This is a genomic window from Bacillus sp. GW823-FHT06A11, assembly GCF_058795355.1.
Map to the genome: position 1 here is coordinate 207,059 of NZ_JBXAHS010000001.1, position 24,491 is coordinate 231,549.

Here is a 24,491-nt window from a genome sequence, read left to right on the forward strand (position 1 = left end):
CAAAAGGACAAATGTCACATCACTATGAAAATAACTTGGAATGAAAAAAAACACACCTCAAAAATACGAGATGTGTTTTATAATTATTTATATATAATGTTTTATAAATAAAAATTACGCTACATTAAAAGATTTCTTTTTCATAACAAATTTTGCAAATAAGAAACGTACAAGCGGTCCCATAATAATTAATTGTAATGGATATGCCATTATGAAATTTTTAATAAAAATCGAAAAATAAATTGAAACAAATGAATCTCCTTGTAGTCCACCATGTAAATGCATCATAGCCATACCGAAAAATGACATAAAGAACACCATTCCGATTACCATAGTTGTCGCCATTGCAACGATAATATTTATTTTCTTAGATTTATCAAATGGCAACATGAATACAATTTTTTTCGCACAAGGTCCAACTATACTTATTTCAATTAATAGCGCAATAATAAAGCCAATTAATAGTTCTAATGCAATCTCTTTAATATAAATTGGTCCTCCTGTTTCATTCATTAGTAAATTGTAAAACGTCATTACGATAACCATTCCAAAGCACATCATCATGCCAAATTGGAAGTTTTCCTTTCTTGTTGTTGGCAAATTTCATCATCCTCTCTCTTTGAGTCTTTGTCATTATATCGACATTGGAAACCCCTTCGTAAGTGAACATTTTGTGAACAAATTTAAAACGTTTTCATATATTTTCTTTACTTTCAACTCAAATTCTCACTTTTACTTATAAAGGTTTTATATATTTCAATGTTGAATTACTAAATTTAACATTGCATTACACTATTACTAGGAGGATAACCATGAATGAAGCAGAATTTTACGCATATCACATCGTAACAAGGAAAAAAATGCATATCAGACAAATGATTCCTTTTAACAAAAATCAACACAATACTCTATATCACTTCTTTTTTGAAAGAGAACAATTAAATGCTAATGGTGAAGATGGCATACAAATTTTAAATAATCACTATAAAAATGACGAATTACATATAAATAATGAAAGTGCTAAAGTAGTTATGAGTTATATGGATCAAACAATTAGAGCAGTTAGAGAAACAATTGTAGAAATGGTTAGACTACAAGAATTCCCTGAATACCCTTCCAGGTTATCTTGTTTATACGCTTCAAAAAGCTATGAAGATGCTTTAAAATGGAAAGCATTATTTGATTCTTACAATCGAGAAGTTTTACAGATTGTTAAACTACGAGTAATCGGAAGTTCTTTTGAAGGTGACGGTAATCTTTTACCGAAAGAAGATGGTATTCCTTTTTCTCAAAAAATCGAACAAGCTAGAGAGTATTGGAAAGGAAATATTAGAAATGAGCTTCCTGAGCTACTGATTAATGGAGAAATTGAAGTGGTGGAAATTATTGATGACTTTTCCTCAATTCATATTTAATTTCTAACTAAATCATATAGGATGGAGATTACAATGAAGAAAAAAGTGTACTTCAATCATGATGGCGGCGTAGATGATTTAATTTCATTATTTTTATTACTTCAAATGGAAAACGTTGAACTTACCGGTGTATCTGTTATCCCAGCAGACTGTTATTTAGAACCCGCAATGTCTGCAAGTCGTAAAATTATTGATCGCTTCAGCAAAGATAATATTGCAGTAGCCGCTTCAAACTCTCGTGGGCAAAACCCGTTTCCGAAAGACTGGCGGATGCATGCATTTTATGTAGATGCTTTACCAATTTTAAATGAGTCTGGAAAAGTTGTAACACCCATGGCAGCAAAGCCTGCACATCACCATTTAATAGAAACACTTCTACAAACGGAAGGAAAAACAACTTTATTATTTACCGGGCCCCTAACTGACCTTGCTCGTGCATTATATGAAACTCCCATCATCGAAGATAAAATTGAACGTCTCGTTTGGATGGGTGGTACATTTCTTACAGCAGGCAATGTACATGAACCAGAGCATGATGGAACAGCTGAGTGGAATTCGTTTTGGGACCCTGAAGCAGTAGCTCGTGTATGGGATGCAAAAATTAAAATCGACTTAGTGACACTAGAAAGTACAAACCAAGTTCCGTTAACTATAGACATACGTGAACAGTGGGCAAAAGAGAGAAAGTATATTGGTGTTGATTTCCTTGGTCAATGTTATGCAATGGTCCCCCCTCTCGTTCACTTCTCAACGAACTCTACTTATTATTTATGGGATGTACTAACTACCGCGCTTGTCGGAAACACTAGCCTTGCAAAAACTGAAACGATTAATAGTATCGTTCATACATATGGACCTAGCCAGGGGCGTACAGAGGAAACTGCTGATGGACGACCTGTAAATGTCGTTTATGATGTAAAACGTGATGTATTCTTTGAATATATTACTGAATTAGCAAAGAAAGCTTCTACTTGAACCACTATCTATACGAAAAATAAATAGAATAAAATCAATTCAGACGATGAACCCCTATATTTAGAATTTAGTTGAAACTACATATTTAACTATTGAAAAGAGTATTGAATTAAATTTCAATACTCTTTTTGTGCAATTTAATTATATTGGATTAATGTAGTGTCTTATTGATTATTCATTTCATAACCATTGACAAAATACGTTATTGTTTCTAACTCATCTTCATTTAATTCTCTATCTAGTTCTTGTTTATACGCTGCCTTTATCTTCTCTTCATCACCTTTATGAGCTTCTGTATAAGTTCCTACTGTTTTTAACATACGAATCTCTTGTAAAAACTCCTCTCGATTTATCGCTTCCCCATGAGAGAGAATATATGTCTTAGCATCAAATTTCTCTAATTCATCTATCAATTTAAACGTTCTTTTCGTCGTATAGTTCCACTTCGAAGAAAAAATATCTGCATATATACAGTCTCCTAAAAATAATATCTTTTCTTCTTTCACGTAAATAACAACTGAATCATGTGCATGATCTCCGCCCACATGTTTTAACACGCATGTCACCTCACCAAGATCTAATTTCATTTGATCCTGGAACGTTAAGGCCGGAGGAATAATGTTAATATTTCTCGCTTTTTCTTCAAACTCTTTCTTGATGCAATCCGCACAAAATTCAATTTCAGTACCCTCTTTTACGCGTGCATCCAAAGCTTCATCTGTCCATTCATAAGAAACAAGTGTACGCATCTCTTTTTTCGTTTCAGAATGTGCAATAGACAATGCATCTTGTAGTACAGGCAATCCAAAAATATGATCCCAATGCCAATGGGTTAGTGCTACGAAATCTGGATTCGATACATTTTGTTCTTTTAACATTTCTAAAAATAATTGTGCATGTTCTTCTGAATTCCCTGCATCGATCATTAACGTTTTTTCTTTTCCAACAACCATTCCTAATATAGGTCTATCTGTTTCAGAAACAGGTGTCATATACCAAAATGAGTTTCCTATTTTTTTAATTTGTTGCATAACCAATTCCCCTTTTCATTTCCTCACTTAAGTTTAATATATAGATTATAACGAATCACTACTTTTTTCTCTATACTCAAACACAATTACTTGGACTAATCTAACTTTTCTTTTCGTAAGCTAAAAATAAGGGAATAGAATCGGAGTGTGATACTATGGAACGTTTATGGATCCCAATGATTGTAACATTTTTTTCGTTCGGTGGATTACTATTAGGCGGTGCTGTTGGAGTAGCAACACGCCAACTCATTGAAGAAAAGATGCATCGTTTATACGCATTATGTGGCGGTATTTTGTTTGGGTTATTGTCACTTGAAATTATTCCTGAAACATTTTCAAGCTATGAAATGATTGGACCTATACTTGGTATAGCTATCGGTATTTTAGTTATGGGCTTATTAGATAACTATTGTCACCATCCAATGATACATAAAAAAGATCAACAAGCATGGCAAACCTTTCTTTTTCTCTCTTTCGCTATATTTATTCATAATATACCGAGTGGATTTGCGTTAGGTACAGCTTTTATAAATCATAATGACTCTGCCATTCCCTTTTTAATAGCAATCGTCGTTCACCATATTCCAGAAGGATTAGCTTTAATTATTCCATTTCTTTTTACAAAACATAAATATATTTCCTTTTTATTAACGACTTTATTACTTTCTCTTATTCTCGGTACTGGCACAGTTTTTGGCATTTTGATGGAAGGAAAAGCTCTTCACCTGCAAGGCCTCATTATGGGAAGTGCTATTGGTTCACTTGGATATGTCACAATTCATGAAATGCTTTGGAAAGCTAAGAAACAGCTCTCTTTCCTTACATTTCTAATGTGGGCAACTAGTGGTTTTTTACTAATAACAGTGTTCACTTTATTCGCTGGTCATCATTAAAGTTGCTAAAGTGAAACTTTTGTTCCTCCCACACTGATTCTTGGATTACAAATAACCAGATAAATTTTCTTATTTGTATATTTTCCCTTTTTATCCAAAACATAATGTTATCTACCTATTATAAGGAGGAACAATTATGTTTGGGAAAACAGCCGGTGAAGCATTAGTTGATTTATTAATTGACTGGGGAGTAGAACACATATACGGTATGCCTGGAGATTCCATCAATTCTATCATTGAAGCTTTAAGAAAAAAACAAGATCAAATTAAATTCATTCAAGTTCGCCATGAAGAAGCTGGTGCATTAGCAGCGGCTGCCTATGCAAAATTAACAGGAAAACTTGGCGTTTGTATGGCAATTGCAGGGCCTGGTGCTATTCATTTATTAAATGGTTTATATGATGCGAAACTCGATAAAGCCCCTGTTCTAGCAATTTCAGGTCAAGTAGAAACCGATTTACTTGGAACGGACTTTTTCCAAGAAGTAAATTTAGAAAGAATGTTTGATGATGTTGCGGTTTATAACCAGCGTATTATGTCAGCAGAGCAACTACCTGCCGTAGTGAATCAAGCAATTCGAATGGCTTATACGAAAAAAGGTGTATCCGTTCTTACTATTCCAGATGATGTCCCAAAATTCGAAGTGAAAAATGGTGCCCGTGTTACAAATACTTCTTTTACTTTGTCTGAGTTGTTTCCACAAAAAGAAGATTTAGATGCAGCGAAACTCGCAATAAATGAAGCGAAAAAGCCTGTGATTTTAGCTGGAAAAGGAACAAAACATGCGAGAGAATCTTTACTTGCATTGGCAGAACATATTGGTGCTCCAATCGTACTTACATTACCAGCTAAAGGAATTATTCCTGATGAACACCCTCTTTGTATTGGTGGATTAGGATTAATTGGAACGAAACCTTCTTATGAAGCAATGAAGCATGCAGATACTTTAATTATGGTCGGTACTTCTTATCCGTTCACCGGCTTCTTACCTGAAAAAGCAAAAACAATTCATATCGATACAGATCCTGCCCAAATCGGGAAACGTTATGCGACAGATATTGGTTTAGCTGGTGATGCTGATAAAACATTACGATGGTTAATTGAAAATGTTGAAGAACACACAGACCATTACTTCTTAGAACATCACCAAGAAATGATGAAAAAGTGGGAAGAAAAATTACACGATCAAGAAGAAGACTCTTCCATTCCAATTAAACCACAACGCGTTATGCATGCTCTGCAGCAAGTAGCACATGATGACGCAATTCTATCAGTCGATGTCGGAAATGTAACAGTATGGACCGCAAGACACTTCCGTATGACAAACCAGCAATTTGTCATTTCTAGCTGGCTCGCAACACTTGGCTGCGGTTTACCTGGTGCACTTGCTGGAAAAATTGCTTTCCCGGATAAACAAGTATTTGCAGTTTGTGGTGATGGTGGATTTGGAATGACGATGAATGACTTCGTAACAACTGTAAAATATAAATTACCAATCGTTGTCGTCGTATTAAACAATAATAAAATTGCGATGATTAAATTTGAACAAGAAGTTATGGGTAATATCGAATTCGAAACAGACTTAACGAACCCAGATTTCGCAAAATATGCAGAGGCGTGTGGAGGTATTGGATACCGTGTTGAGAATTTAGATGAGCTACTTCCCGCTTTCGAAAATGCAGTAAAACAAAATAAACCGTGTATTATTGATGTAGTTGTAGATGCTAACGAAGCACCAATGCCAGCAAAAATCACATTTGGTCAAGCCGCTGGTTATACGAAGCATATGATAAAAGAATTATTTGAAGAAGGTAAGATTGATTTACCTCCACTTTAAACGAAAAAAGATAGCTGAAAACAATTTGTCTTCAGCTATCTTTTTTTATTTTTGTATCTCTTTATAAAAAGAAAAGTCATTCATAGTTGGTTGTACTTGTTTCTCTACTTGCAATTCTTTACTCTCCTTCTCTGTCCTTCTCACATTTCCTAGCTTAATCGCATCTTGCATGCTATTACTAATTAGGTTTCCAGCTAAGATTGTCATACTATAAAAAGCAATCGGTATAAGTACAATCCATGTATGAGTAGTTAAGTGCCGGAAGTTTTGACCAATTAATCCTGTCCATTCTTTTGTTACACTATCTGGATCCATTCCACTGAAGGTTATTGTTCCACCAAAAAATAATTGCAACAAACCAAGGTGTAAAAGAAGTAATAAAGTACTCACAAATTGTTGTGCTACTAATAAAAGAAATGATGGTAACATATGAGGCCATATATGGCGCTTCAACCTCTGCCATTTACTCCCGCCAAGCACAGTGGCTGCCAACATAAATTCTTCTTTCTTAATACGTTTAACTTCTTGCGCTACATACAACATAACTGTTGGTACAGCAAGACATGTAAGAACTATAATTTGAAATGTCCCCCGCAAATACAACGGCACAACTTCCGCTCCACTATCAAACGTTAAAACTTCATTTAACATAAAATAAGAAATCATAACCATTGGTACAATACTAAAAGGATCAAAAAAGGATGAGATAACCGGAAAAGATCGCTTACCATACATACCAAGAAGTAAACCAATCCCTCCTCCAACTATAACTCGTAAAGTTGCTATAATTATACTCGCTCCAACTGTCCATTTCGCGCCTTCTATTATTAATTGGACAAGGTCACGGCCTTTGGTATCACTTCCGAACCAAAATTTACTTGATGGCGAAAATGGAGCAGCCTCTAGTTCTCCTTTTTCATTATACATCATCGTAAGTTCACGAATATTCCCATCGAAAAATAACGTATATCCAATACTAATAATCATTAGTACACTCAGAAAAGTAACACCTATCCAAAATCTCACATCTCTTTTTACAACTTGCCACATGTTACACACGCTCCCTTATAACATTTTGTAAAAGCGTATGTAATATACGAAATAGTATAAAAAGCGGAACGTATAATATAACTAGACTCACTGTAAATATTTCTAATTTAGAATTTTCTTTTACAAATACAAACATTCCATATGTATTAAAAATCCATTCGATAATATATAAATTGGATAGCATAAATAAAATATTTGTTTTCGCATAGTAAATTGTCGTCAATAAAACATTCCTTGAAACATGATGTGTTAAAATATGCTGCAAACTTAGTCCTTTACTCTTCGCAAATATACTATAATCTTTCTCCATTTCTTCTTTAAAACGTAATAACAATAGTTTAATAAATAATAACGTTGTTGGTATTGTAAGACATATAATCGGTAACAATCGTACTCTCTCTTCTCCTAATCCAGCAAGTTTTATTGGCATAAAACCTGTTTTTTGAAAAACAATTACGACAAGAAGTTGTGATAATAAAATAAGTAATATATCCGGTATACTCTCTAGCGTAAGAAAAACTCCATTCCACATTTTTTGCTTCATATGAGAACGCTGCAATACCCAAACAACAAGTACATACGCTATAAGCAAAGATAGTAAAAAAGCTGATAGAAATACAATCATAGTTTCACTATAATGAATCCATATTTGTGGAAATAATTTCCTCGAGTCTCGAAATCCAAATGTAATTTCCCATGGTCGGAGTAACTTTCCTCCAATAAACACAATCGTGTTCCAAAAACCGATTAAATCAATTTGCAATCCCTTAAATAATCGAGGGAGCGCACCTAAACAGATTATACATAGAATTGCAGCTAATAATTGTAAACAAGTAATCCAACACCACTTAGCAGTTCGCATGAACATAACTATTACCCCTTACCATTCGATAGAATATCTAGAAACAAAAAGAGCTAAATATGTCACATCTCTTTAGCTACAACATGTACTCGCTTTTGCCCACTAGGTAAAATAGCTTGGTATAAACACGTAACAAAAAATAATAAACCAAATAAAATAATATACAAAGTATCCGCCTCAATCCATTTTGGGAATAACATAGCTATCGCTCCAAGAGATAACAATTGAAACCCTGTCGTTAATGGACTTAGCAAACTTTGAACACGCCCCATAAACGATTCTTCTACGATCTCATACATCCATCCTGATATTGCAACATTAATAAACGGTAAAAAGAATGTCGCTAAAGCGATACATACATAAAAAGTCCATACGTAATTTACAAAGTAACACATACCAAAGAAGACTCCTGAGCCTGCCATACCAAAAACTATAATAGATTTTGGCGCATATTTCTTACCTATACTCGTTGCTACTATGCTTCCAATTAGTAATGAAATCCCTCCAACTACACCGCCCACCATTGCTAAACTTTCATACGTTTCTGGAGCTAGTTTGTATTTTAATATGTAAGTAGTGGATACACTTAAAACACCATTTAATAATCCAAATACGATAAATCCTAAAAGTAATTTTTTTAAAGTTTCATTTTGGTATATATACCTAATCCCTTCTTTAAACTCTGTTATTAACATCTTCAAATTAACTTCTTTCCATTTTGTTCTACCATTTGGTAAACGAACTTTTTCTGGAATGGAGATTGTTTGAATCAAAATACCACTCATAATAAAAGTGAGCGTATTTACTAAAATGCTCCCGTAAATTCCAAAAGTCCAGTACACCATCGTTGCAATTCCTACACCAAACAAAGCATACAAACTATTTACCATTTGATTAATACCCGCTGCTGCACCGTATTGGTCTGATTCAACTACTCCCTGTATCATCGATTGTTCTGCTGGAGAGAAAAATTGTATACACGCATTTTCCAAAAATAAAAATATAAAGACAAGTATAATCATCCCGTAATAAAGCGAAATTAGGATTCCAATATTACAGAGCGAGCAACATATGTTACTTACTGTACATATACGTTGTCTATCAAATCGATCCACTACTGTCCCTACCAATAGAAAAAAGATTAATGCAGGTAATGCAATCATAATTTGTGTCATCGTTGCGTAAACTGGTTGTTTTCCGTATTGATCTAGCAAATAAAACATTAAAGAAATTCCAGCAATCATAGAACCGAGTCGCTCTAAAATATTTGCTAGAAAAAAACGTGCATACACTTTGTTGCGAAATAACTGTAGCATTTCTTTCATACTTCGTATCCTTTCTCTCGACAAAATAGTATTGTTTTAGTCATTTCTTGGAAGTTACATTATATTTTTCGACCATTATCCAATCTTTTCCTTCTTTATAAAAAACATAAAAAAAGAGCCCTTATTCTCAACACAAGGACTCTTTTCATAAACTATTTAGCTACCTCTTCTTTCGGCATTACCATACCTTTATAAAGTTGAACAGTTATCCAGTAATAAATGAAATAAATGACTAAGAAAATCCCTATTGGCACCCACACTTTCACAAACGGGTCAACTAATATAAAGCTAAATAAGTTAAGCCCTACTAAAACGTGAGAAATGCCAATGATCGCTGGGAAGATAAATAAATATGAAATTTCTTTATATATACTTTTCGTTAACATACTGCGTCTCACACCAATTTTTCGTAACATTTCATAACGGCGTACGTCGCGAGAAGCACCTGTTAATATTTTGAACATAAGGGAACTTGCCATCATTGCTAAAAAGGCAATTCCGAGGAAAAATCCCATAAACATTGTTCCGCTCATGAAGCTGTTCATAAACTGATAAATTGTCATTTTCGTAAATAAGTCTACCTTTTCACCTGTTGCTTTTTCAATTTGTGCTTTTTGTCTCTTGTCTATTTCGATCAATAACGGTTTATATTTTTTCATATCATCTACTTTTGCTAATATTACAGTGTGTTCTGTTCCTTGAATTCCTTTATAATGCTCTTCGTCTGCAATTCTTACTGGTTTTCCGCTAAATTGATTATGCGTAATTTGTATCTCTCTTACAACTGCGTCTTCCCAATCCTTTGGCATTTGAGGGAATTTTGCTAATTCAGGAGCCTCTAAAGCTGAATATACAGGTTCAGTTAAAGGCTCAGTCACACGTTTACGAACAGGCTCTTTTAACGTTTTTGTATCAAAATGGTCTGAAACAAGTGGTGGTTTCGCAGTTAAGTCGTTACGTAAATAATAAACCGCTTCTCCATCTACTTTATAGTTGTACTTGCTTTCTTCAACAATTTCCATTTCTTTTAAGGCAGCTTTGTCTTGATCATTCGGATCATGAATTACAACATCATATACACGAGAAAAGTCTGTCATAATACCTACATTTTTTTGGAAAGCCATACCTGCCGTCATCGCACCTGCGCCTAATGCAATTAACATTGCTACAGTACCTAATACTCTCGATAAACTATTTACTCGAAAGCGTAGCTGTGCATATGTAAAACTATTTAGACCAGTTTCATTTCGTTTTTTATTCCCCTTAATTTTCATCACAAAAAATGGGAGTAATGAACTAAAGATAAAATATGTTCCAAGTGTTGTAACGATGGTTGCTATAATAAAACCTAATTCAGCATATATTTTTACATTGATCATAAAATAGTACCCTGTACTTACTAGTAATACACCAAGTACTGTCATTATAATAATGCGAGTTTTACTTTTCTTTACTTCATCTAGTGTTTCATCTTCACGAATTAACTCTAGTTCAGTTTTACGTAACAATCGGACACTGTTCATTAAGCCAGTAATGAAAAATAGTATTAAGAAGAAAATAGCTGTAACTAAAATTGCTGGTGTGTATACAGATGCATAACTACCTTTTGCTGAAATTTCCATTCCATTCATTAAAAAGTTTCCTGCTACACTTGCAAGTAACATCCCTACTAAAATACCGATAATAATACTGACAATACCCATACCGAATGTTTCAATAAATAATAACTGTGCTACTTTTTTCTTTTTTGCACCAAGCATCATGTACATACCGAGTTCTTTTCTTCTTAACGTGAGTAAGAAAGAGTTGGCATATATAATATAAAATACAGTAATGAAAGATAATAGTATTGCACCTACCCAAAAGACGAGTCTAATACTACTAATTAGGCTATTATCTTTCGTAAATTCACTATTCATCGCCATTGTTTGGAACATGTAGAAAATACTAATACTAATAACGAGGCCAATAAGTAAAACCATGTAATCTTTTAACATCTTTTTCATACTATGACGTGATAATTTAAATAACATAGTTTCGCCCCCCTACTTAGACTCAGCAGCTGAGCCCATATGAGCGAGCACACCTAAAATGTCTTGATAGAAATTCTCTCGAGTGCCTTGACGATTTAATTCTTTATAAAGAAGACCATCTTGAATAAATAAAATACGCTCACAATAACTTGCACTAAATGCATCGTGTGTAACCATCAAAATACTTACATTATGATTTTCATGTAAATCTTGCATCGCTTCTAATAAACTTTTTGCATTTTTACTATCAAGCGCTCCTGTCGGTTCATCTGCTAATACAATTGCTGGATTATGTACTAAAGCTCTTGCCGCCGCTGTTCTTTGCTTTTGTCCCCCAGAAACAGCCGTCGGATATTTTGTTAAAATTTCAGTGATGCCTAATTTCTTCGCAACGTCATTTACCTTTCCAGTAATCTCACTTGATGGTACGCCTTGCAAAGAAAGTGGTAAAGCGATATTTTCATAAATTGATAAATTTTCTAGTAAGTTAAAATCTTGAAAGATAAAACCTAATTTTTGAGATCGAAAATCTGATAATGCATTACCTTTCATAGAAGTAATATTTGTACCAGCTATCGTCACACTACCACCTGTCGCCTGGTCAAGTGTACTTATCACATTAAGTAATGTCGTTTTTCCAGATCCAGAAGGCCCCATGATCCCGACAAATTCTCCTTCTTTAATACTTAACGATACGCCTCTTAATGCTTTTGACTGATTCTCATTTCTTTTCCCATACGTTTTTTCTACACTTTCTACAGTAACTACATTTGTTGACATCTCTTTCACTCCATCCCTTTTGTATAAAATCAATTTCTCACATATTTCTTATTATTTTGTCATGTAAATTCTTAAGAATTTTTTAATTATTCATCCAATAAGAGTTACACCCTTAACATGAACCTATTTCCTACTTCATATTCTCATTTTTCTACAACTCGTTCCCTCGATTTCGCTTACATTTACCTTACATTTTTGTAAGATAAAAAAGAAAACACACTAATTTCTAATAGTGTGTTTTCTTTACAATCAATATTTTCTATTCTTTATTTCTTCTTCAATACTTGCCACAAATACATCTAGCGCAACAACTTCTGACTTCTCTTCTCCATATTTACGTACATTTACAGCTCCGTTTTCCATTTCCTTATCCCCAATAACAAGAATATACGGTACTTTTTGCATTTGTGCTTCTCTTATTTTATATCCTAATTTTTCATCTCGTGCATCCTCTTCAACACGAACTCCAGCTTGTGCTAATTTATGTGCAATCTCATTGGCATATTGTTCATGTACTGCATTTGAAACTGGAATTACTTTCACTTGAACTGGTGCCACCCATGCCGGGAACGCCCCTCCAAAGTGCTCAATTAATATTGCTAAGAAGCGATCTAATGACCCTAAAACTGCCCTGTGAATAACAACTGGTCTTTTCTTTTCATTATTTTCATCTATATAATTTAAATCAAATTTCTCTGGCATTTGGAAATCAAGCTGGATTGTTCCGCACTGGTGACTTCTATTTAAAGCATCTTTAATATGAAAATCAATTTTCGGCCCGTAAAATGCACCGTCACCTTCATTTAGTCTATATTTATAATTTAGCGATTGTAATACATTTTCTAATGCTGCTTCTGCTTGCTCCCATAATTTATCGTCACCCATTGAATCTTCTGGACGAGTAGAAAGCTCTACTTCATATTCGAATCCAAAAGTTTTATATACGTAATCAATTTGCGCCATTACGGATTTGATTTCATTTTCAATTTGTTTTGGAGTTACAAATAAATGTGCATCATCTTGGCAGAAAGTACGTACTCTTAATAATCCGTTTAACGCACCACTAAATTCATGGCGATGTACTTGACCGAATTCACACATACGAATCGGTAATTCACGATAAGAATGCAATTTATTTTTAAACATAAGCATGTGCCCTGGGCAGTTCATCGGTTTTAATGCAAAACTTTTATTATCTACTTCAGAGAAATACATATTATCTTTATAATGTCCCCAGTGCCCTGATCTCTCCCATACTTCTTGGTTCATCATGAACGGAGTGCGTACTTCTTGATAATTGTACTCTTTTTGAATTCCTCTTAAAAATGCTTCCAATTCGTTACGAATCATTTGTCCTTTCGGTAAATAAAACGGCATTCCCGGAGCCTCTTCAGAAAACATAAATAACTCAAGCTCATTGCCTAACTTACGATGATTTCTTTTTGCTGCTTCTTCAACGAAATGTAAATACTCTTCTAATTCTTTTTGAGAAGAGAATGCAACACCATATATGCGCTGAAGCACTTGGTTATTACTATCACCTCGCCAATATGCACCGGAAACGTGAGTTAATTGAAATGCTTTCAAATAACCTGTTGATGGTAAATGTGGCCCTCTACATAAATCTACAAATTCACCTTGTTTATATAGTGTTACACTTTCCCCACTAGGAATTGCTTCTAAAAGTTCTAATTTCAAGCGATCGTTCATTTCTTGAAACAGTTTTGCTGCTTCTTCTCGAGAAACCTCAACTCGTTCTATCTTTATATTTTCATTTATAATCTTTTTCATTTCTTTTTCGATTTTTCGTAAATCTTCTATGTTTACACTACTTGGAAGATCCATATCATAATAAAATCCATTTTCAATAACAGGCCCTACCCCAAGATTTATATCACCATACATTCTTTTTACAGCTTGCGCTAAAATATGTGCCGCAGAGTGTCTTGCAATTTCTACACCTTCATTTGAATCTATAGTAATGATTTCTACTTCCGCATTTTCTTCAATATTTCGGCGTAAATCATATAATCCATCATTTACTTTCCCCGCGACTGCTTTCTTTTTCAAACTACTACTAATAGATCCCGCAATTTCTTCTAAAGTAATTCCTTTTCCAAATTCTTTCACGCTACCATCTGGAAATTTAATTTCAATCATTTGTTCTTTCATTTTTCATCTCTCCATTTCATAATAAAAAGCACACTCATCCCTAAAATAGGGACGAGCGTGCTTATACCCGTGGTTCCACCCAGATTCCCATCACAAAATGCAATGGCTTCTTTTACGGTAACGTCGTTTATACGGCACTAGATACTTAATTTCCCCAGTGCAGCTCTAAGGTGGTAAGTTATTTTTCTGCGTTAGGAAGTTCTCAGCTTTCCTTCCTTCTCTGTATAACCGGGTAAAATAACTCGTGTCCTTTTCTTCGCTTATTATGAAATTGAATGCAAAAAAGCATATTCATCCCTAAATATAGGGACGAATATGCTTATATCCGTGGTTCCACCCAGATTCCCATCACAAAAAACATAATGGCTTCTTTTGCGATAACGTCGCATACACGGCACTAGATACTTAATTTCCCTAGTGCAGCTCTAAGGTGGTAAGTTATTTTTCTGCGTTAGGAAGTTCTCAGCTCTCCTTCCTTCTCTGTATAACCGGGTAAAATAACTCGTGTCCTTTTCTTTGCTTTTTGTAAAACATCCATTTATTGTTATTTAATATATCTTATTCATTTTATTTTTGCAAGTGTTTAAAAAAATTATTTATTTAATTAAAAAAGTGAAACCAAATTTTTTTGGTTTCACTTCACAATTTTACCAATCTTGTGGTTCGTAATTTAAGTCTGCAAATAGACGTCTTTTCTCTTTCTTCGTTAAATCTCTCCACTGCCCAACTGGTAAATTATTCAATTCGATATTCATAATTCTCGTACGTTTTAACGTGTATACTTGATAACCTAAAGCTTCACACATACGGCGAATTTGACGATTTAGCCCTTGTGTTAAAATAATTTGGAACTCATATTTTGATAACTGTGTAACCTCACAAGGAAGCGTTTTTGTTCCTAAAATTTTAACACCCGCTGCCATTTTCTCTAAGAAATCAGGTGTAATTGGCTTATCTACTGAAACGATATATTCTTTCTCATGTTTGTTTTCAGCACGTAAAATTTCATTAACAATATCACCATCATTCGTTAATAAAATTAAACCGTCTGAGTCTTTATCAAGACGTCCAATGTGACTAATTCGTAAAGGATGGTTCACTAAATCGATAATATTACCTTTTACAGCTTTTTCACTCGTACATGTAATACCTACTGGTTTATTTAAAGCGATATATACGTGATCTCGAGCAATTCGAAGCTGCTCTCCATTTACTCGTACATCATCACCTGGGTTCACTTGGTCACCAATTTTTGCAACCTTACCGTTAATAATTACTCTTCTCTCATTAATTAGTTTATCCGCTCCACGTCGAGACGCTTTTCCAGCTTCACTAATAAATTTATTGATACGCAAATTAGGCACATCCTTTTCTAAAAAAATTTCAAGCTCACACTGCTTCTACCGTACAATACAAAAGGGTAAGCCTCCTATTATAACTTAAATATATTAACATGAAAGGGTATATAACGTCTTCTATTAATTAGTTGTTTATAAGAAAATATCGTTATTATACAATCATTTATGCACTTTTTCATCGTTTAATATACAAGCCATTCTTCCTTACATACAGCTTGTTTTCCTTGTATCTTTTCTATATCTTCATGAATATTAGCTAATTTATATAAATCTGGGAAAATCTCTTCCACATAATGTTGGTGCGCTATTTCATCTTTCCAATACGTTAACACTATGTAACGATTTTCATTTTTTAAAGACTTCCCAACTACTCCACCTAGCATTCCTTTTGCTTTTTCCATTCCTTTATTCCAAATTGTTTCTTGCTTATGTAAAAAATACTTTTCCTTTTCCAACTTTACATCACATATAGCAACTCTTACGAATGCCCCCTCTATTACAACGTCTTTCAAATGCATATCAGTTATATCATACAACGTTTGAAATAATTCAATTTCACATGAAAGAAACGTATCCTCTTGATTACTATTTAAATAAATTGTATCGTGAGCTCCATTCATAAATGATTGATATACACTTCTATCTTCCCATAAAGTAAATACACATGCCTCATCTTCATTCCATCCACCAAATTGTCCATGAAAACCCTCTAGGTGTTGTATATCACGCCATTTTTCTTGCGCACTGGAAAACAATTCTTTTTTCTCTTCTTCCACCTTACAGTAGATTGTTTTTAGTAACATTTTTAATTCCCCCTTATGATTCGATCCATTTCCCACTCGCCATACTTTCTATTTTTCCATATACACAAACGTTAATTTATTTTGTTATCAACTCCATTACTTATTCAAAGTTTGATGCCCTCCGTAAATGTTGTAAGTTGATTATTGGAATACTTACCGTGTAAAAATACATCTAAAATATAAAAATTAAAATCTCTTGCTTTCTTACCCTGTTTATAGTTTACATAATATTATTATGTATTACCGATTATCTATATCATTCAATAAAACATATTATTTTATACTATACGCATAATAATTTTAATTCAAACAATTCAGAATTAAAATCCAAAAAAGATAGAAAGTAAACAATCTTACATTATCATCTACTCCCTATCTCTTTTATCATCAATTATTTTTCAAACAAATAATACGTAATTTCTCCTGGATAATGTAATACAGTTACCTTCCGCTCCCCCTTTTTAAAACTAACAGTATGCCCGTTTTCCCCTAAGTTCTCCCATCCACTCGCCTTTGTAATTGGCATTACACTTATATATTGATAATCCTCTTCCTTATCATCGTTAATATGAATTGCTGACATTGGTACTGGAAAACCTTTAATTTTAGATTCTTTATTCATAAATATGAATGCAATTACACCAACTAATAACATAGCCATTGAAATACTTGAAACTAGTTTTCTTCTATTCATTTTCACTAAAAACCCTCTTTTCTCACATATAACTTTCATCATTTTACTAACTTTAATTATTTATGTATAGAAAAGATATAATTTAAATCATTTCCAACCTATTTTCTCTACTCCAAACAACATTATTGTTATATATTATAATTATAAGTTTTTAAATTTTGGAGGCGTTACATATTGCAGAAATTACTTTTTACTAAATGGACAGTTATTATTTCTATTTTCATCATTTTCGGTACAATTTTCTACGTTACTAATGTTAAAAATAACAACGAAAAAGCACCTGTAGAAACAGCGGATACAAAAACTTTCAAAACGAAATTACAACCTAAAATTAATGAATTGACTACTAATTATAATGAAATCATTGAAAAAGATTGGTTGCCTGCCTGGGAAGAGATTAACACGAATGGAGATTCAGTAGATCGAAATAAACTATTAGTTACAATGAATGCCGTTTCCAAGCAGTATGAAACAATTATGAACGAAATAGACACACTTAAAATTGAAGAAAACATCACAGATATAGATATACAAAAACAACTAATTCAATTCACAACTCAGTTTAAATCCGCATCAAATTTCATGAAAAATGCAGCAAATTTGATTATAGACGGAACAAATAACTCTATTCCAACCAATGAAACTATTGAAAAAACAAAACAAGCTTTAGGACTTGCGGATCAACATATTGTCATCGCTTTATCTACTTTAAATGAAGTTGAAGATAAATTAGGACTTACAAAAAAATAAAACTATTTACTATTTTAAAATAAAAAATGATTGCAATTCACAATTTGTATGTCTATAATATTTTTATTGATTTACAATCAATGTGTTTATAAATTTTATAATTCGGATGAACCATTCAGGAGAAGGTCTATTGATCTACCGACGGGGCAAAAAGTTGTTATACCAACTTTGAAACTCTCAGGTCTTGGTTACAAGTAGAACTGCATGGGGACGAATCTCTGGAGAGACTCCCTCTCGCTTTTATAGAGCGCGGAGGAAAACGAGCACCGAAGGAGCAAATCCGCTACTTTAGCGGATAATCTCTCAGGTAAAAGGACAGAGACAAGCGAAAGAAAAAGCCGATTGTATCGGTTTATTTTTCTATCCCTTGTTTCTCCAGAGACCATTTCATTTACTTGAAGTGGTTTTTATTTTTTCTAAAAAAGGAGAATAAAGATGGAGACAGTAAGTAAAGTATTAGAACAACTAAATCAATACGTGTGGGGATTACCAACTTTGTTGCTACTCGTTGGAACTGGTGTCATTCTCACAATGCGTTTGAAAGGTTTACAGTTTAGTAAACTATTATACGCTCACAAACTAGCGTTTAAAAAATCAGAAGATACTTCTTCTTCTGGAGATATTAGTCACTTCCAAGCACTCATGACAGCTATGGCCGCAACGATTGGTATGGGAAATATAGCCGGTGTTGCAACAGCTGTCACTATAGGTGGACCTGGTGCAATATTTTGGATGTGGATTACCGCATTGTTCGGTATGGCAACAAAGTATGCTGAAGCAATACTTGCAGTGAAATACCGTGTTAGTAATGAAAATGGTGAATATTCAGGTGGGCCAATGTATTATTTAGAACGTGGTTTGGGTAAGAAATGGCTAGCAGTATTATTCGCTATATTCGGTACAACTGCTTCTTTCGGTATTGGTAATATGGTGCAATCTAATTCAGTTGCAGAGGCAATGCGAATTAATTTCTCTTTCCCTCCTGCTTTAACTGGTATACTAATGGCATTTTTAATCGCAATTGTTATTTTAGGCGGTGTAAAAAAAATCGGGAAAGTGACGGGATATGTCGTTCCTATTAAAGCTTTCTTTTATATAATTGCTGGTCTTATAATTATTTTCTATCACTACGACCAAATTCCTGAAGCATTTTCACTTATTTTTTCTGGTGCATTTAATGGTACAGCAGCTGCTGGTGGTTTTATTGGGTCAACAGTTGCATCAGCTATTCAAATTGGAATGGCGCGTGGTGTATTTGCGAACGAAGCTGGTTTAGGGAGTGCACCAATTGCTGCTGCGGCTGCAAAAACTGATTCACCTGCAAAACAAGCTTTAGTTTCAATGACTGGTACTTTTCTAGATACGTTTATTGTATGTACAATTACAGGACTAGTATTAATTACTACAGGTGCTTGGAAATCTGGTAAAACTGGCGTTGAAGCTACAACACTTGCATTCAAATCTGTATTTGGTACTGCTGGTAGTATGATTCTCGGTATCGCAATTATTTTATTTGCCTACTCTACTATTTTAGGCTGGTCGTATTATGGAGAAAAATGTGTAGCTTATTTATTCGGAGAAAGTGCTGTTAAATATTATAAAGCAATCTTTATCGTCATGATTGCAATTGGTGCTAATTTAAAGCTAGGAATCGTATGGACATTTGCTGATATTGCAAATGGACTTATGGCCATTCCAAACTTAATTGGTCTAATTGGATTAAGTAGTATTGTTGTTGCTGAAACGAATCGCTTTTTACAAGCAGAGAAATTGAAAGAAAATAATAAAAAACAGGCAAGTTAATCTATGAAAAAAGGAATGACTCATACATGATGAGCATTCCTTTTTTCATCCCCTCTTTTACTTAATTACTATCATTAAAAATATATTTATATCAATGTTTACTCCTTTTTATTCCTCCAAAAGTTTTTCACATAAATGTCATAAATCGTATGGTCTAACTATATAGTTGAAAAGGAATGCGACATTAAAGTGTCGCTGAAAAACTCATCCAAGAAAAGGGAGGAAAAATCTTTTGAAAAACAAAATCATTGTTTTCCTATCTGTTTTATCATTTATTATTGGTGGTTTCTTCTTTAACACAAATACTTCAAGCGCTGAAACATCATCTACTGATTACGTTCCTAACCAATTAATCGTTAAGTTCAAGCAAAATGCATCTTTAAGTAATGTGCAATCTTTTCATAAATCTGTCGGAGCTAATGTCTTATCTAAAGATGATAAGTTAGGTTTTGAAGTCGTACAATTTTCAAAGGGTACTGTAAAAGAAAAAATAAAGAGTTATAAAAATAATCCAGATGTAGAATATGCAGAACCGAATTATTACGTTCACGCCTTTTGGACTCCAAACGACCCATATTTTAAAAATCAATATGGATTACAAAAGATTCAAGCTCCACAAGCTTGGGATAGCCAACGAAGTGATCCTGGTGTAAAAGTAGCTATTATTGATACAGGAGTTCAAGGTTCACATCCTGATTTGGCTTCGAAAGTAATTTACGGGCATGATTATGTTGATAACGACAATACATCTGATGATGGTAATGGTCATGGTACACATTGCGCTGGAATTACTGGAGCACTTACGAATAACAGTGTCGGAATTGCTGGTGTTGCCCCACAAACTTCAATTTATGCTGTCCGCGTATTAGATAATCAAGGAAGTGGTACTCTTGATGCTGTAGCGCAAGGTATTCGAGAAGCTGCTGATTCGGGTGCAAAAGTAATTAGTTTAAGTTTAGGAGCTCCAAATGGTGGTACTGCATTACAACAAGCCGTTCAATATGCATGGAATAAAGGCTCTGTTATAGTTGCAGCTGCTGGAAATGCTGGAAATACAAAAGCTAATTACCCTGCTTATTACAGCGAAGTAATTGCAGTTGGTTCTACAGATCAATCAGATAGAAAATCTTCATTTTCTACTTATGGTAGCTGGGTAGATGTTGCAGCACCAGGTTCAAATATATATTCAACATATAAAGGAAGCACGTATCAATCATTAAGTGGTACATCTATGGCAACACCTCATGTTGCAGGAGTCGCTGCTCTTTTAGCAAATCAAGGATATAGTAATACACAAATTCGCCAAATTATTGAGTCAACTTCTGATAAAATTAGTGGTACAGGTACGTACTGGAAAAACGGTAGAGTCAATGCATATAAGGCTGTACAATACGCTAAGCAATTACAAGAAAATAAAGCTTCTTAAGAAAACTTTAATCAGTCGATCTACCATGAATGCGGAATAAAATAGAAGGAGAGACTTCTATAATTAAAGCCTCTCCTTCTTACAAACTATATTACTCTCCCTGCTTTTTAACCATATGTAAATACAGTACAAAATCCATCATTGTCGACGAATGACCAAGTTGACGGATCATCGCTGTTATATTTCCTCTATGATATGTACCATGATTTACGACATGTTGCACTAATTCTAAAATCGAAGTTTCTAATTTCCCTACATATGGATTCTCAATAACAAATACAGCATTCACATCTTGTATTGTAATTAAAAAATCTTTATATTGATTTGCCATGTTTTCAAACATTTTTTCTAATTCATGTAACGATTTAGTTTCAATTTGTTTTCGTAAATCTTCTCGGTCTTGTATTGCTTCATTCATACTTTTACCATGCAATATATGTAACCACACTTGATCTGTAATATAAATATGCACAAAAGTATCCTTAATGGATGGAAATACACTCTGTATCTGCTCCTTAAAAATGGTCTCATAGTTTGGTAACTCTTTTAATCGATTGAATAATCTTGTATTAGCCCAAGCATGATAATCACACTGTTTTAATATATAATCTTTCAATTTATATTACCTCCTTATTGTATGAAACGAATGGTTTGTTTCTTCATTTCTGATTCTCTATCAGCCTTTGCAATCCCTTTTTCTTTCATTTCATGCTTATTTATCGTTTTATATTTTACATACGTATAAAATTCCGTTTGAAATGGAAATGGTGTAATCCGAATTGTTTCCTCATCCACCCATTCAGCTTGAATAAGTTTCTCCTCTTTACTATTAAACATTTCTGTTCCTTCAAAACCATCTTTAAATAAATCAATTTCATCTTTCTTTTTGACACCAGGCTTATTCATACATACGTATAAAGAAAGTTCATCACAAAACTTTAATAATCTATAATGTTTATCGAACATCGCAAACTGTTCCTTTGTTAACGTTTTCAAGATTCTTTTTTGTCGTTCTAATTCATGTTTATAAAATGACATCATCTCTTCATCTTCCTCGTTTAGTGGAAATGATAAAAAATGTTTACTACAAAGCAATGCCCCGTATGGATTAGAATTTTCAATTTCATTCAAACCAATCGTATAAAAAACAAAACGTAATGGGCTTGGACAATCCATAAATGTATATGGAATATTTTTAGCATCATTTAAAATTGGTACTTTATCAAGCTCTATCCATCCTCTGTCATGCTCATATATTGCATCAACTGTTTCTTTTAAATATGTTTTACCTTCAAAAAAGTGTTCTTTTATATGCTTTGCAATCTCTCCAGCTAAAAAACCATGATCATGTTGACGAATTAATATACTTTCCTTCTCATTTTTTTCACGAAAAATCATTCGTATACTCCCCCTCATCCTCATACTAAAGCTTTTTATATGCATCGATTCTTAATTAATCCCCAAATAATAGAAGGGATTCAGTCTCTTGCAACGAAATTAACATAATTATATAGTATTCTTTCTAATCATAGTGATAGCTTTATCTTTACTATCTATTATACTAAAACATTCATTCCAAAAATTTTTTTATGAGGTGAAAACATGAACAAAACAGAATTAATTAAAAACGTAGCACAATCAGCTGATATTTCTCAAAAGGACGCTTCTGCAGCTGTACAATCCGTATTTGACACAATTGCTAATGCATTACAATCTGGCGATAAAGTTCAATTAATCGGATTTGGAACTTTTGAAGTGCGCGAAAGATCTGCTCGTACAGGACGTAATCCGCAAACTGGCGAAGAAATTCAAATCGCAGCTGGTAAAGTTCCTGCATTTAAAGCAGGTAAAGAATTAAAAGAAGCTGTTAAATAAACAAGAAACCAGCCATTTTATAGGCTGGTTTCTTGTTTTTATTTAAGCAATTGCTTTATATTCTCTGCATGATACACTTCACAAATATAAAATACACATTTGCAGTTACTGACAATTTGATACTTTCTAGTTGGATACACATTCGCTGTAACAGAACATCCATCAAACAATTCGATAATATTTCCAGATGGCTGATATCCTTCATATAATACGTTTCTTCTTACTTCCATCTTTTCTATAAGCTTTTCAACAGGAATATTTCCACTCTCTAATTCACTCTTTATTGCGTCCGGTAAAAACGAAGTGTCTGCAAAAATTAGATTTTCAGATAACACCTTGCCTTTATAACTAACATTAGATACACGGTAAAGAAATGTTCCATCTTTATCAAAGAAATTCTTTGCTTCTTTCGGAATGTACTGTCTACCAAGTGCCTCTTGTTCAAGAACATCAAACTGAACTGTATCATTTAAAAGCTTTTCTAAAGCATGAATGGATGATGTATCTCCAGAAAATAAAATATTTTTAATTGCTTGTATGTTATAAGTGAATTCATTCTTTCTATTTTCCGCCACTAACATGAGGAACACCTCTTCTATAATTTTTTTATTTAAGATTTAAAAGTGCTACCGCGTCTAATTGCGTAATTTCAGTCACTTCCTTACTGAATACTGCAACAGAAGCCATATAATCTAAACTAGGCCTTACATCTTCCATCATTGTATTATCTGCCAACTCTTGCTTATCTTTAAAAACTAACAATTTTGGAGGAGTATTTGGAGCTGATACTGTAATATGTACTGGTGGAATCAATAGTCCTTCGCCTGTCGCTTTCAGCACCGCTTCTTTTCGAGTCCAATATGTTAAAAAACCTTCTATTTTCTGTTCATTTGGTAGTTTCATAACTTGCACTATTTCAATGTCTGTTAATACACCTTCTGCCATTTTCATAACATCTACATTTGGATTCATTTGTTCTACATCTATGCCAACAGGTGCAGATTTTGTAAATGCAACGACAACCCACTCACCTGAATGCGAAACAGATAATTGCGGCATACCTTCTGGTAATTGTGGTCTACCATGTTGCAATTTACATACTGAGCACATTCGATCAATTGGTACTTGGACTGGTGACATAGAAAGTATTTTGCCGAGAACTAATCTACTAATTACGCAACCTATTATAAAACGAGCTCGATCTGCCGAATGATGATACGAATTTGCTTTCTCTCGCTCTATATCATTTAGTAAATTGTAATGCCATGATTGTAAATCTGAAATTCTTGCCCACCATATTTGACAATCATTCTCATTCAAAGTTGGAACAGAATCTGCAACTTTACTTTCTATCATGTAAACTCTCCTTTATTCAACGAATATCAATTTTCATAAAAAAGCATACGTAT

General features: G+C 33.6%; 23 protein-coding genes, 1 riboswitch and 2 other annotated features. Of the genes, 8 read left to right on the forward strand and 15 right to left on the reverse strand.

Annotated features, from left to right (window positions below):
- Positions 1-114 precede the first annotated feature (114 nt).
- Positions 115-600, reverse strand: a complete 486-nt coding sequence (locus tag AC1Q8L_RS00880) for a DUF2798 domain-containing protein (RefSeq protein ID WP_001143395.1) — start codon at positions 598-600, stop codon at positions 115-117.
- Between the two features lie 212 nt (positions 601-812).
- Between AC1Q8L_RS00880 and AC1Q8L_RS00885 the strand changes: the two genes are divergently transcribed.
- On the forward strand, positions 813-1,415 hold the full coding sequence (locus AC1Q8L_RS00885) for a DUF2441 domain-containing protein (protein WP_001001051.1): 603 nt from the start codon (positions 813-815) through the stop codon (positions 1,413-1,415).
- A 21-nt stretch (positions 1,416-1,436) separates the two neighbouring features.
- Complete coding sequence (locus AC1Q8L_RS00890; RefSeq protein WP_072938365.1) at positions 1,437-2,390, forward strand: nucleoside hydrolase; 954 nt, start codon at positions 1,437-1,439, stop codon at positions 2,388-2,390.
- A gap of 164 nt (positions 2,391-2,554) precedes the next feature.
- Here the strand turns inward: AC1Q8L_RS00890 and AC1Q8L_RS00895 are convergent, their stop codons facing one another.
- On the reverse strand, positions 2,555-3,421 hold the full coding sequence (locus tag AC1Q8L_RS00895) for an MBL fold metallo-hydrolase (RefSeq protein ID WP_001184093.1): 867 nt from the start codon (positions 3,419-3,421) through the stop codon (positions 2,555-2,557).
- 155 nt (positions 3,422-3,576) lie between these two features.
- Here AC1Q8L_RS00895 and AC1Q8L_RS00900 point away from each other — a divergent pair, with 155 nt between their 5' ends.
- Together AC1Q8L_RS00900 and AC1Q8L_RS00905 are read left to right on the forward strand one after the other, a co-directional pair.
- The gene (locus tag AC1Q8L_RS00900) at positions 3,577-4,314 is read left to right on the forward strand and encodes a ZIP family metal transporter (protein ID WP_000440615.1); all 738 of its coding nucleotides are present in this window, start codon (positions 3,577-3,579) and stop codon (positions 4,312-4,314) included.
- Between the two features lie 136 nt (positions 4,315-4,450).
- Positions 4,451-6,151: a pyruvate oxidase gene (locus AC1Q8L_RS00905; protein WP_098311976.1), complete on the forward strand. Its 1,701-nt coding sequence runs from the start codon at positions 4,451-4,453 to the stop codon at positions 6,149-6,151.
- A 45-nt stretch (positions 6,152-6,196) separates the two neighbouring features.
- On the opposite strand, the gene AC1Q8L_RS00910 is transcribed toward AC1Q8L_RS00905, so the two are convergent.
- The 9 genes from AC1Q8L_RS00910 to AC1Q8L_RS00950 all read right to left on the reverse strand — a co-directional run bounded on the left by AC1Q8L_RS00910 (position 6,197) and on the right by AC1Q8L_RS00950 (position 17,270).
- Positions 6,197-7,201, reverse strand: coding sequence for an ABC transporter permease subunit (locus tag AC1Q8L_RS00910; protein ID WP_000267894.1), 1,005 nt, complete (start codon positions 7,199-7,201; stop codon positions 6,197-6,199).
- 1 nt (position 7,202) lies between these two features.
- On the reverse strand, positions 7,203-8,069 hold the full coding sequence (locus AC1Q8L_RS00915; protein WP_000481000.1) for an ABC transporter permease subunit: 867 nt from the start codon (positions 8,067-8,069) through the stop codon (positions 7,203-7,205).
- Positions 8,070-8,125: 56 nt separating this feature from the next.
- Entirely contained in the window at positions 8,126-9,397 is a 1,272-nt protein-coding gene (locus tag AC1Q8L_RS00920; RefSeq protein WP_254904529.1) for an MFS transporter, read from the reverse strand.
- Positions 9,398-9,540: 143 nt separating this feature from the next.
- Complete coding sequence (locus AC1Q8L_RS00925) at positions 9,541-11,421, reverse strand: FtsX-like permease family protein (protein ID WP_000897860.1); 1,881 nt, start codon at positions 11,419-11,421, stop codon at positions 9,541-9,543.
- Between the two features lie 12 nt (positions 11,422-11,433).
- Complete coding sequence (locus AC1Q8L_RS00930) at positions 11,434-12,201, reverse strand: ABC transporter ATP-binding protein (RefSeq protein ID WP_000106426.1); 768 nt, start codon at positions 12,199-12,201, stop codon at positions 11,434-11,436.
- 249 nt (positions 12,202-12,450) lie between these two features.
- Positions 12,451-14,373 carry a threonine--tRNA ligase gene (gene thrS, locus AC1Q8L_RS00935; protein ID WP_000663044.1) on the reverse strand — a complete coding sequence of 641 codons (1,923 nt, stop codon included), beginning with the start codon at positions 14,371-14,373 and terminating at the stop codon, positions 12,451-12,453.
- A gap of 44 nt (positions 14,374-14,417) precedes the next feature.
- Positions 14,418-14,639: a binding site (T-box leader), on the reverse strand.
- 36 nt (positions 14,640-14,675) lie between these two features.
- Positions 14,676-14,899 (reverse strand) — a binding site (T-box leader).
- 121 nt (positions 14,900-15,020) lie between these two features.
- Complete coding sequence (rluF, locus tag AC1Q8L_RS00940; protein ID WP_001222162.1) at positions 15,021-15,728, reverse strand: 23S rRNA pseudouridine(2604) synthase RluF; 708 nt, start codon at positions 15,726-15,728, stop codon at positions 15,021-15,023.
- Between the two features lie 185 nt (positions 15,729-15,913).
- Entirely contained in the window at positions 15,914-16,534 is a 621-nt protein-coding gene (locus AC1Q8L_RS00945; protein WP_000925176.1) for a YdbC family protein, read from the reverse strand.
- Positions 16,535-16,925: 391 nt separating this feature from the next.
- A complete protein-coding gene (locus AC1Q8L_RS00950; protein WP_003278183.1) occupies positions 16,926-17,270 on the reverse strand; it encodes a hypothetical protein in 345 nt (114 codons plus the stop codon).
- A gap of 132 nt (positions 17,271-17,402) precedes the next feature.
- On the opposite strand from AC1Q8L_RS00950, the gene AC1Q8L_RS00955 reads away from it, so the two are divergent.
- The 3 genes from AC1Q8L_RS00955 (at position 17,403) to AC1Q8L_RS00965 (ending at position 21,207) form a co-directional block, all read left to right on the forward strand.
- Positions 17,403-17,978, forward strand: coding sequence for a hypothetical protein (locus AC1Q8L_RS00955; protein WP_001170865.1), 576 nt, complete (start codon positions 17,403-17,405; stop codon positions 17,976-17,978).
- Positions 17,979-18,186: 208 nt separating this feature from the next.
- Positions 18,187-18,307, forward strand: a riboswitch (glycine riboswitch).
- Between the two features lie 106 nt (positions 18,308-18,413).
- On the forward strand, positions 18,414-19,781 hold the full coding sequence (locus tag AC1Q8L_RS00960; protein WP_000451040.1) for an alanine/glycine:cation symporter family protein: 1,368 nt from the start codon (positions 18,414-18,416) through the stop codon (positions 19,779-19,781).
- 232 nt (positions 19,782-20,013) lie between these two features.
- Positions 20,014-21,207: a S8 family peptidase gene (locus AC1Q8L_RS00965; protein ID WP_000790932.1), complete on the forward strand. Its 1,194-nt coding sequence runs from the start codon at positions 20,014-20,016 to the stop codon at positions 21,205-21,207.
- 91 nt (positions 21,208-21,298) lie between these two features.
- Here AC1Q8L_RS00965 and AC1Q8L_RS00970 read toward each other — a convergent pair whose 3' ends face one another.
- Both AC1Q8L_RS00970 and AC1Q8L_RS00975 read right to left on the reverse strand, forming a co-directional pair.
- Positions 21,299-21,823, reverse strand: a complete 525-nt coding sequence (locus AC1Q8L_RS00970) for a DinB family protein (protein ID WP_000656263.1) — start codon at positions 21,821-21,823, stop codon at positions 21,299-21,301.
- A 14-nt stretch (positions 21,824-21,837) separates the two neighbouring features.
- Positions 21,838-22,605 carry a DUF3891 family protein gene (locus AC1Q8L_RS00975; RefSeq protein ID WP_000577301.1) on the reverse strand — a complete coding sequence of 256 codons (768 nt, stop codon included), beginning with the start codon at positions 22,603-22,605 and terminating at the stop codon, positions 21,838-21,840.
- Between the two features lie 204 nt (positions 22,606-22,809).
- Here AC1Q8L_RS00975 and AC1Q8L_RS00980 point away from each other — a divergent pair, with 204 nt between their 5' ends.
- Complete coding sequence (locus tag AC1Q8L_RS00980) at positions 22,810-23,082, forward strand: HU family DNA-binding protein (protein ID WP_001043905.1); 273 nt, start codon at positions 22,810-22,812, stop codon at positions 23,080-23,082.
- A gap of 38 nt (positions 23,083-23,120) precedes the next feature.
- On the opposite strand, the gene AC1Q8L_RS00985 is transcribed toward AC1Q8L_RS00980, so the two are convergent.
- Complete coding sequence (locus AC1Q8L_RS00985; protein ID WP_000959120.1) at positions 23,121-23,663, reverse strand: hypothetical protein; 543 nt, start codon at positions 23,661-23,663, stop codon at positions 23,121-23,123.
- Positions 23,664-23,688: 25 nt separating this feature from the next.
- The gene (gene sfp, locus AC1Q8L_RS00990) at positions 23,689-24,438 is read right to left on the reverse strand and encodes a 4'-phosphopantetheinyl transferase Sfp (protein ID WP_000572987.1); all 750 of its coding nucleotides are present in this window, start codon (positions 24,436-24,438) and stop codon (positions 23,689-23,691) included.
- Positions 24,439-24,491: the final 53 nt, after the last annotated feature.

Excerpts from the sequence above, each read along its gene's own strand:
- AC1Q8L_RS00885 (WP_001001051.1), top strand. The coding sequence starts at position 813 with ATGAATGAAGCAGAATTTTACGCATATCACATCGTAACAAGGAAAAAA.
- AC1Q8L_RS00890 (WP_072938365.1), top strand. The coding sequence starts at position 1,437 with ATGGAGATTACAATGAAGAAAAAAGTGTACTTCAATCATGATGGCGGC.
- AC1Q8L_RS00895 (WP_001184093.1), bottom strand. The coding sequence starts at position 3,421 with ATGCAACAAATTAAAAAAATAGGAAACTCATTTTGGTATATGACACCT.
- AC1Q8L_RS00900 (WP_000440615.1), top strand. The coding sequence starts at position 3,577 with ATGGAACGTTTATGGATCCCAATGATTGTAACATTTTTTTCGTTCGGT.
- AC1Q8L_RS00905 (WP_098311976.1), top strand. The coding sequence starts at position 4,451 with ATGTTTGGGAAAACAGCCGGTGAAGCATTAGTTGATTTATTAATTGAC.
- AC1Q8L_RS00910 (WP_000267894.1), bottom strand. The coding sequence starts at position 7,201 with ATGTGGCAAGTTGTAAAAAGAGATGTGAGATTTTGGATAGGTGTTACT.
- AC1Q8L_RS00915 (WP_000481000.1), bottom strand. The coding sequence starts at position 8,069 with ATGTTCATGCGAACTGCTAAGTGGTGTTGGATTACTTGTTTACAATTA.
- AC1Q8L_RS00925 (WP_000897860.1), bottom strand. The coding sequence starts at position 11,421 with ATGTTATTTAAATTATCACGTCATAGTATGAAAAAGATGTTAAAAGAT.
- AC1Q8L_RS00930 (WP_000106426.1), bottom strand. The coding sequence starts at position 12,201 with ATGTCAACAAATGTAGTTACTGTAGAAAGTGTAGAAAAAACGTATGGG.
- thrS (WP_000663044.1), bottom strand. The coding sequence starts at position 14,373 with ATGAAAGAACAAATGATTGAAATTAAATTTCCAGATGGTAGCGTGAAA.
- AC1Q8L_RS00945 (WP_000925176.1), bottom strand. The coding sequence starts at position 16,534 with ATGTTACTAAAAACAATCTACTGTAAGGTGGAAGAAGAGAAAAAAGAA.
- AC1Q8L_RS00950 (WP_003278183.1), bottom strand. The coding sequence starts at position 17,270 with ATGATGAAAGTTATATGTGAGAAAAGAGGGTTTTTAGTGAAAATGAAT.
- AC1Q8L_RS00960 (WP_000451040.1), top strand. The coding sequence starts at position 18,414 with ATGGAGACAGTAAGTAAAGTATTAGAACAACTAAATCAATACGTGTGG.
- AC1Q8L_RS00975 (WP_000577301.1), bottom strand. The coding sequence starts at position 22,605 with ATGATTTTTCGTGAAAAAAATGAGAAGGAAAGTATATTAATTCGTCAA.
- AC1Q8L_RS00980 (WP_001043905.1), top strand. The coding sequence starts at position 22,810 with ATGAACAAAACAGAATTAATTAAAAACGTAGCACAATCAGCTGATATT.
- AC1Q8L_RS00985 (WP_000959120.1), bottom strand. The coding sequence starts at position 23,663 with ATGTTAGTGGCGGAAAATAGAAAGAATGAATTCACTTATAACATACAA.
- sfp (WP_000572987.1), bottom strand. The coding sequence starts at position 24,438 with ATGATAGAAAGTAAAGTTGCAGATTCTGTTCCAACTTTGAATGAGAAT.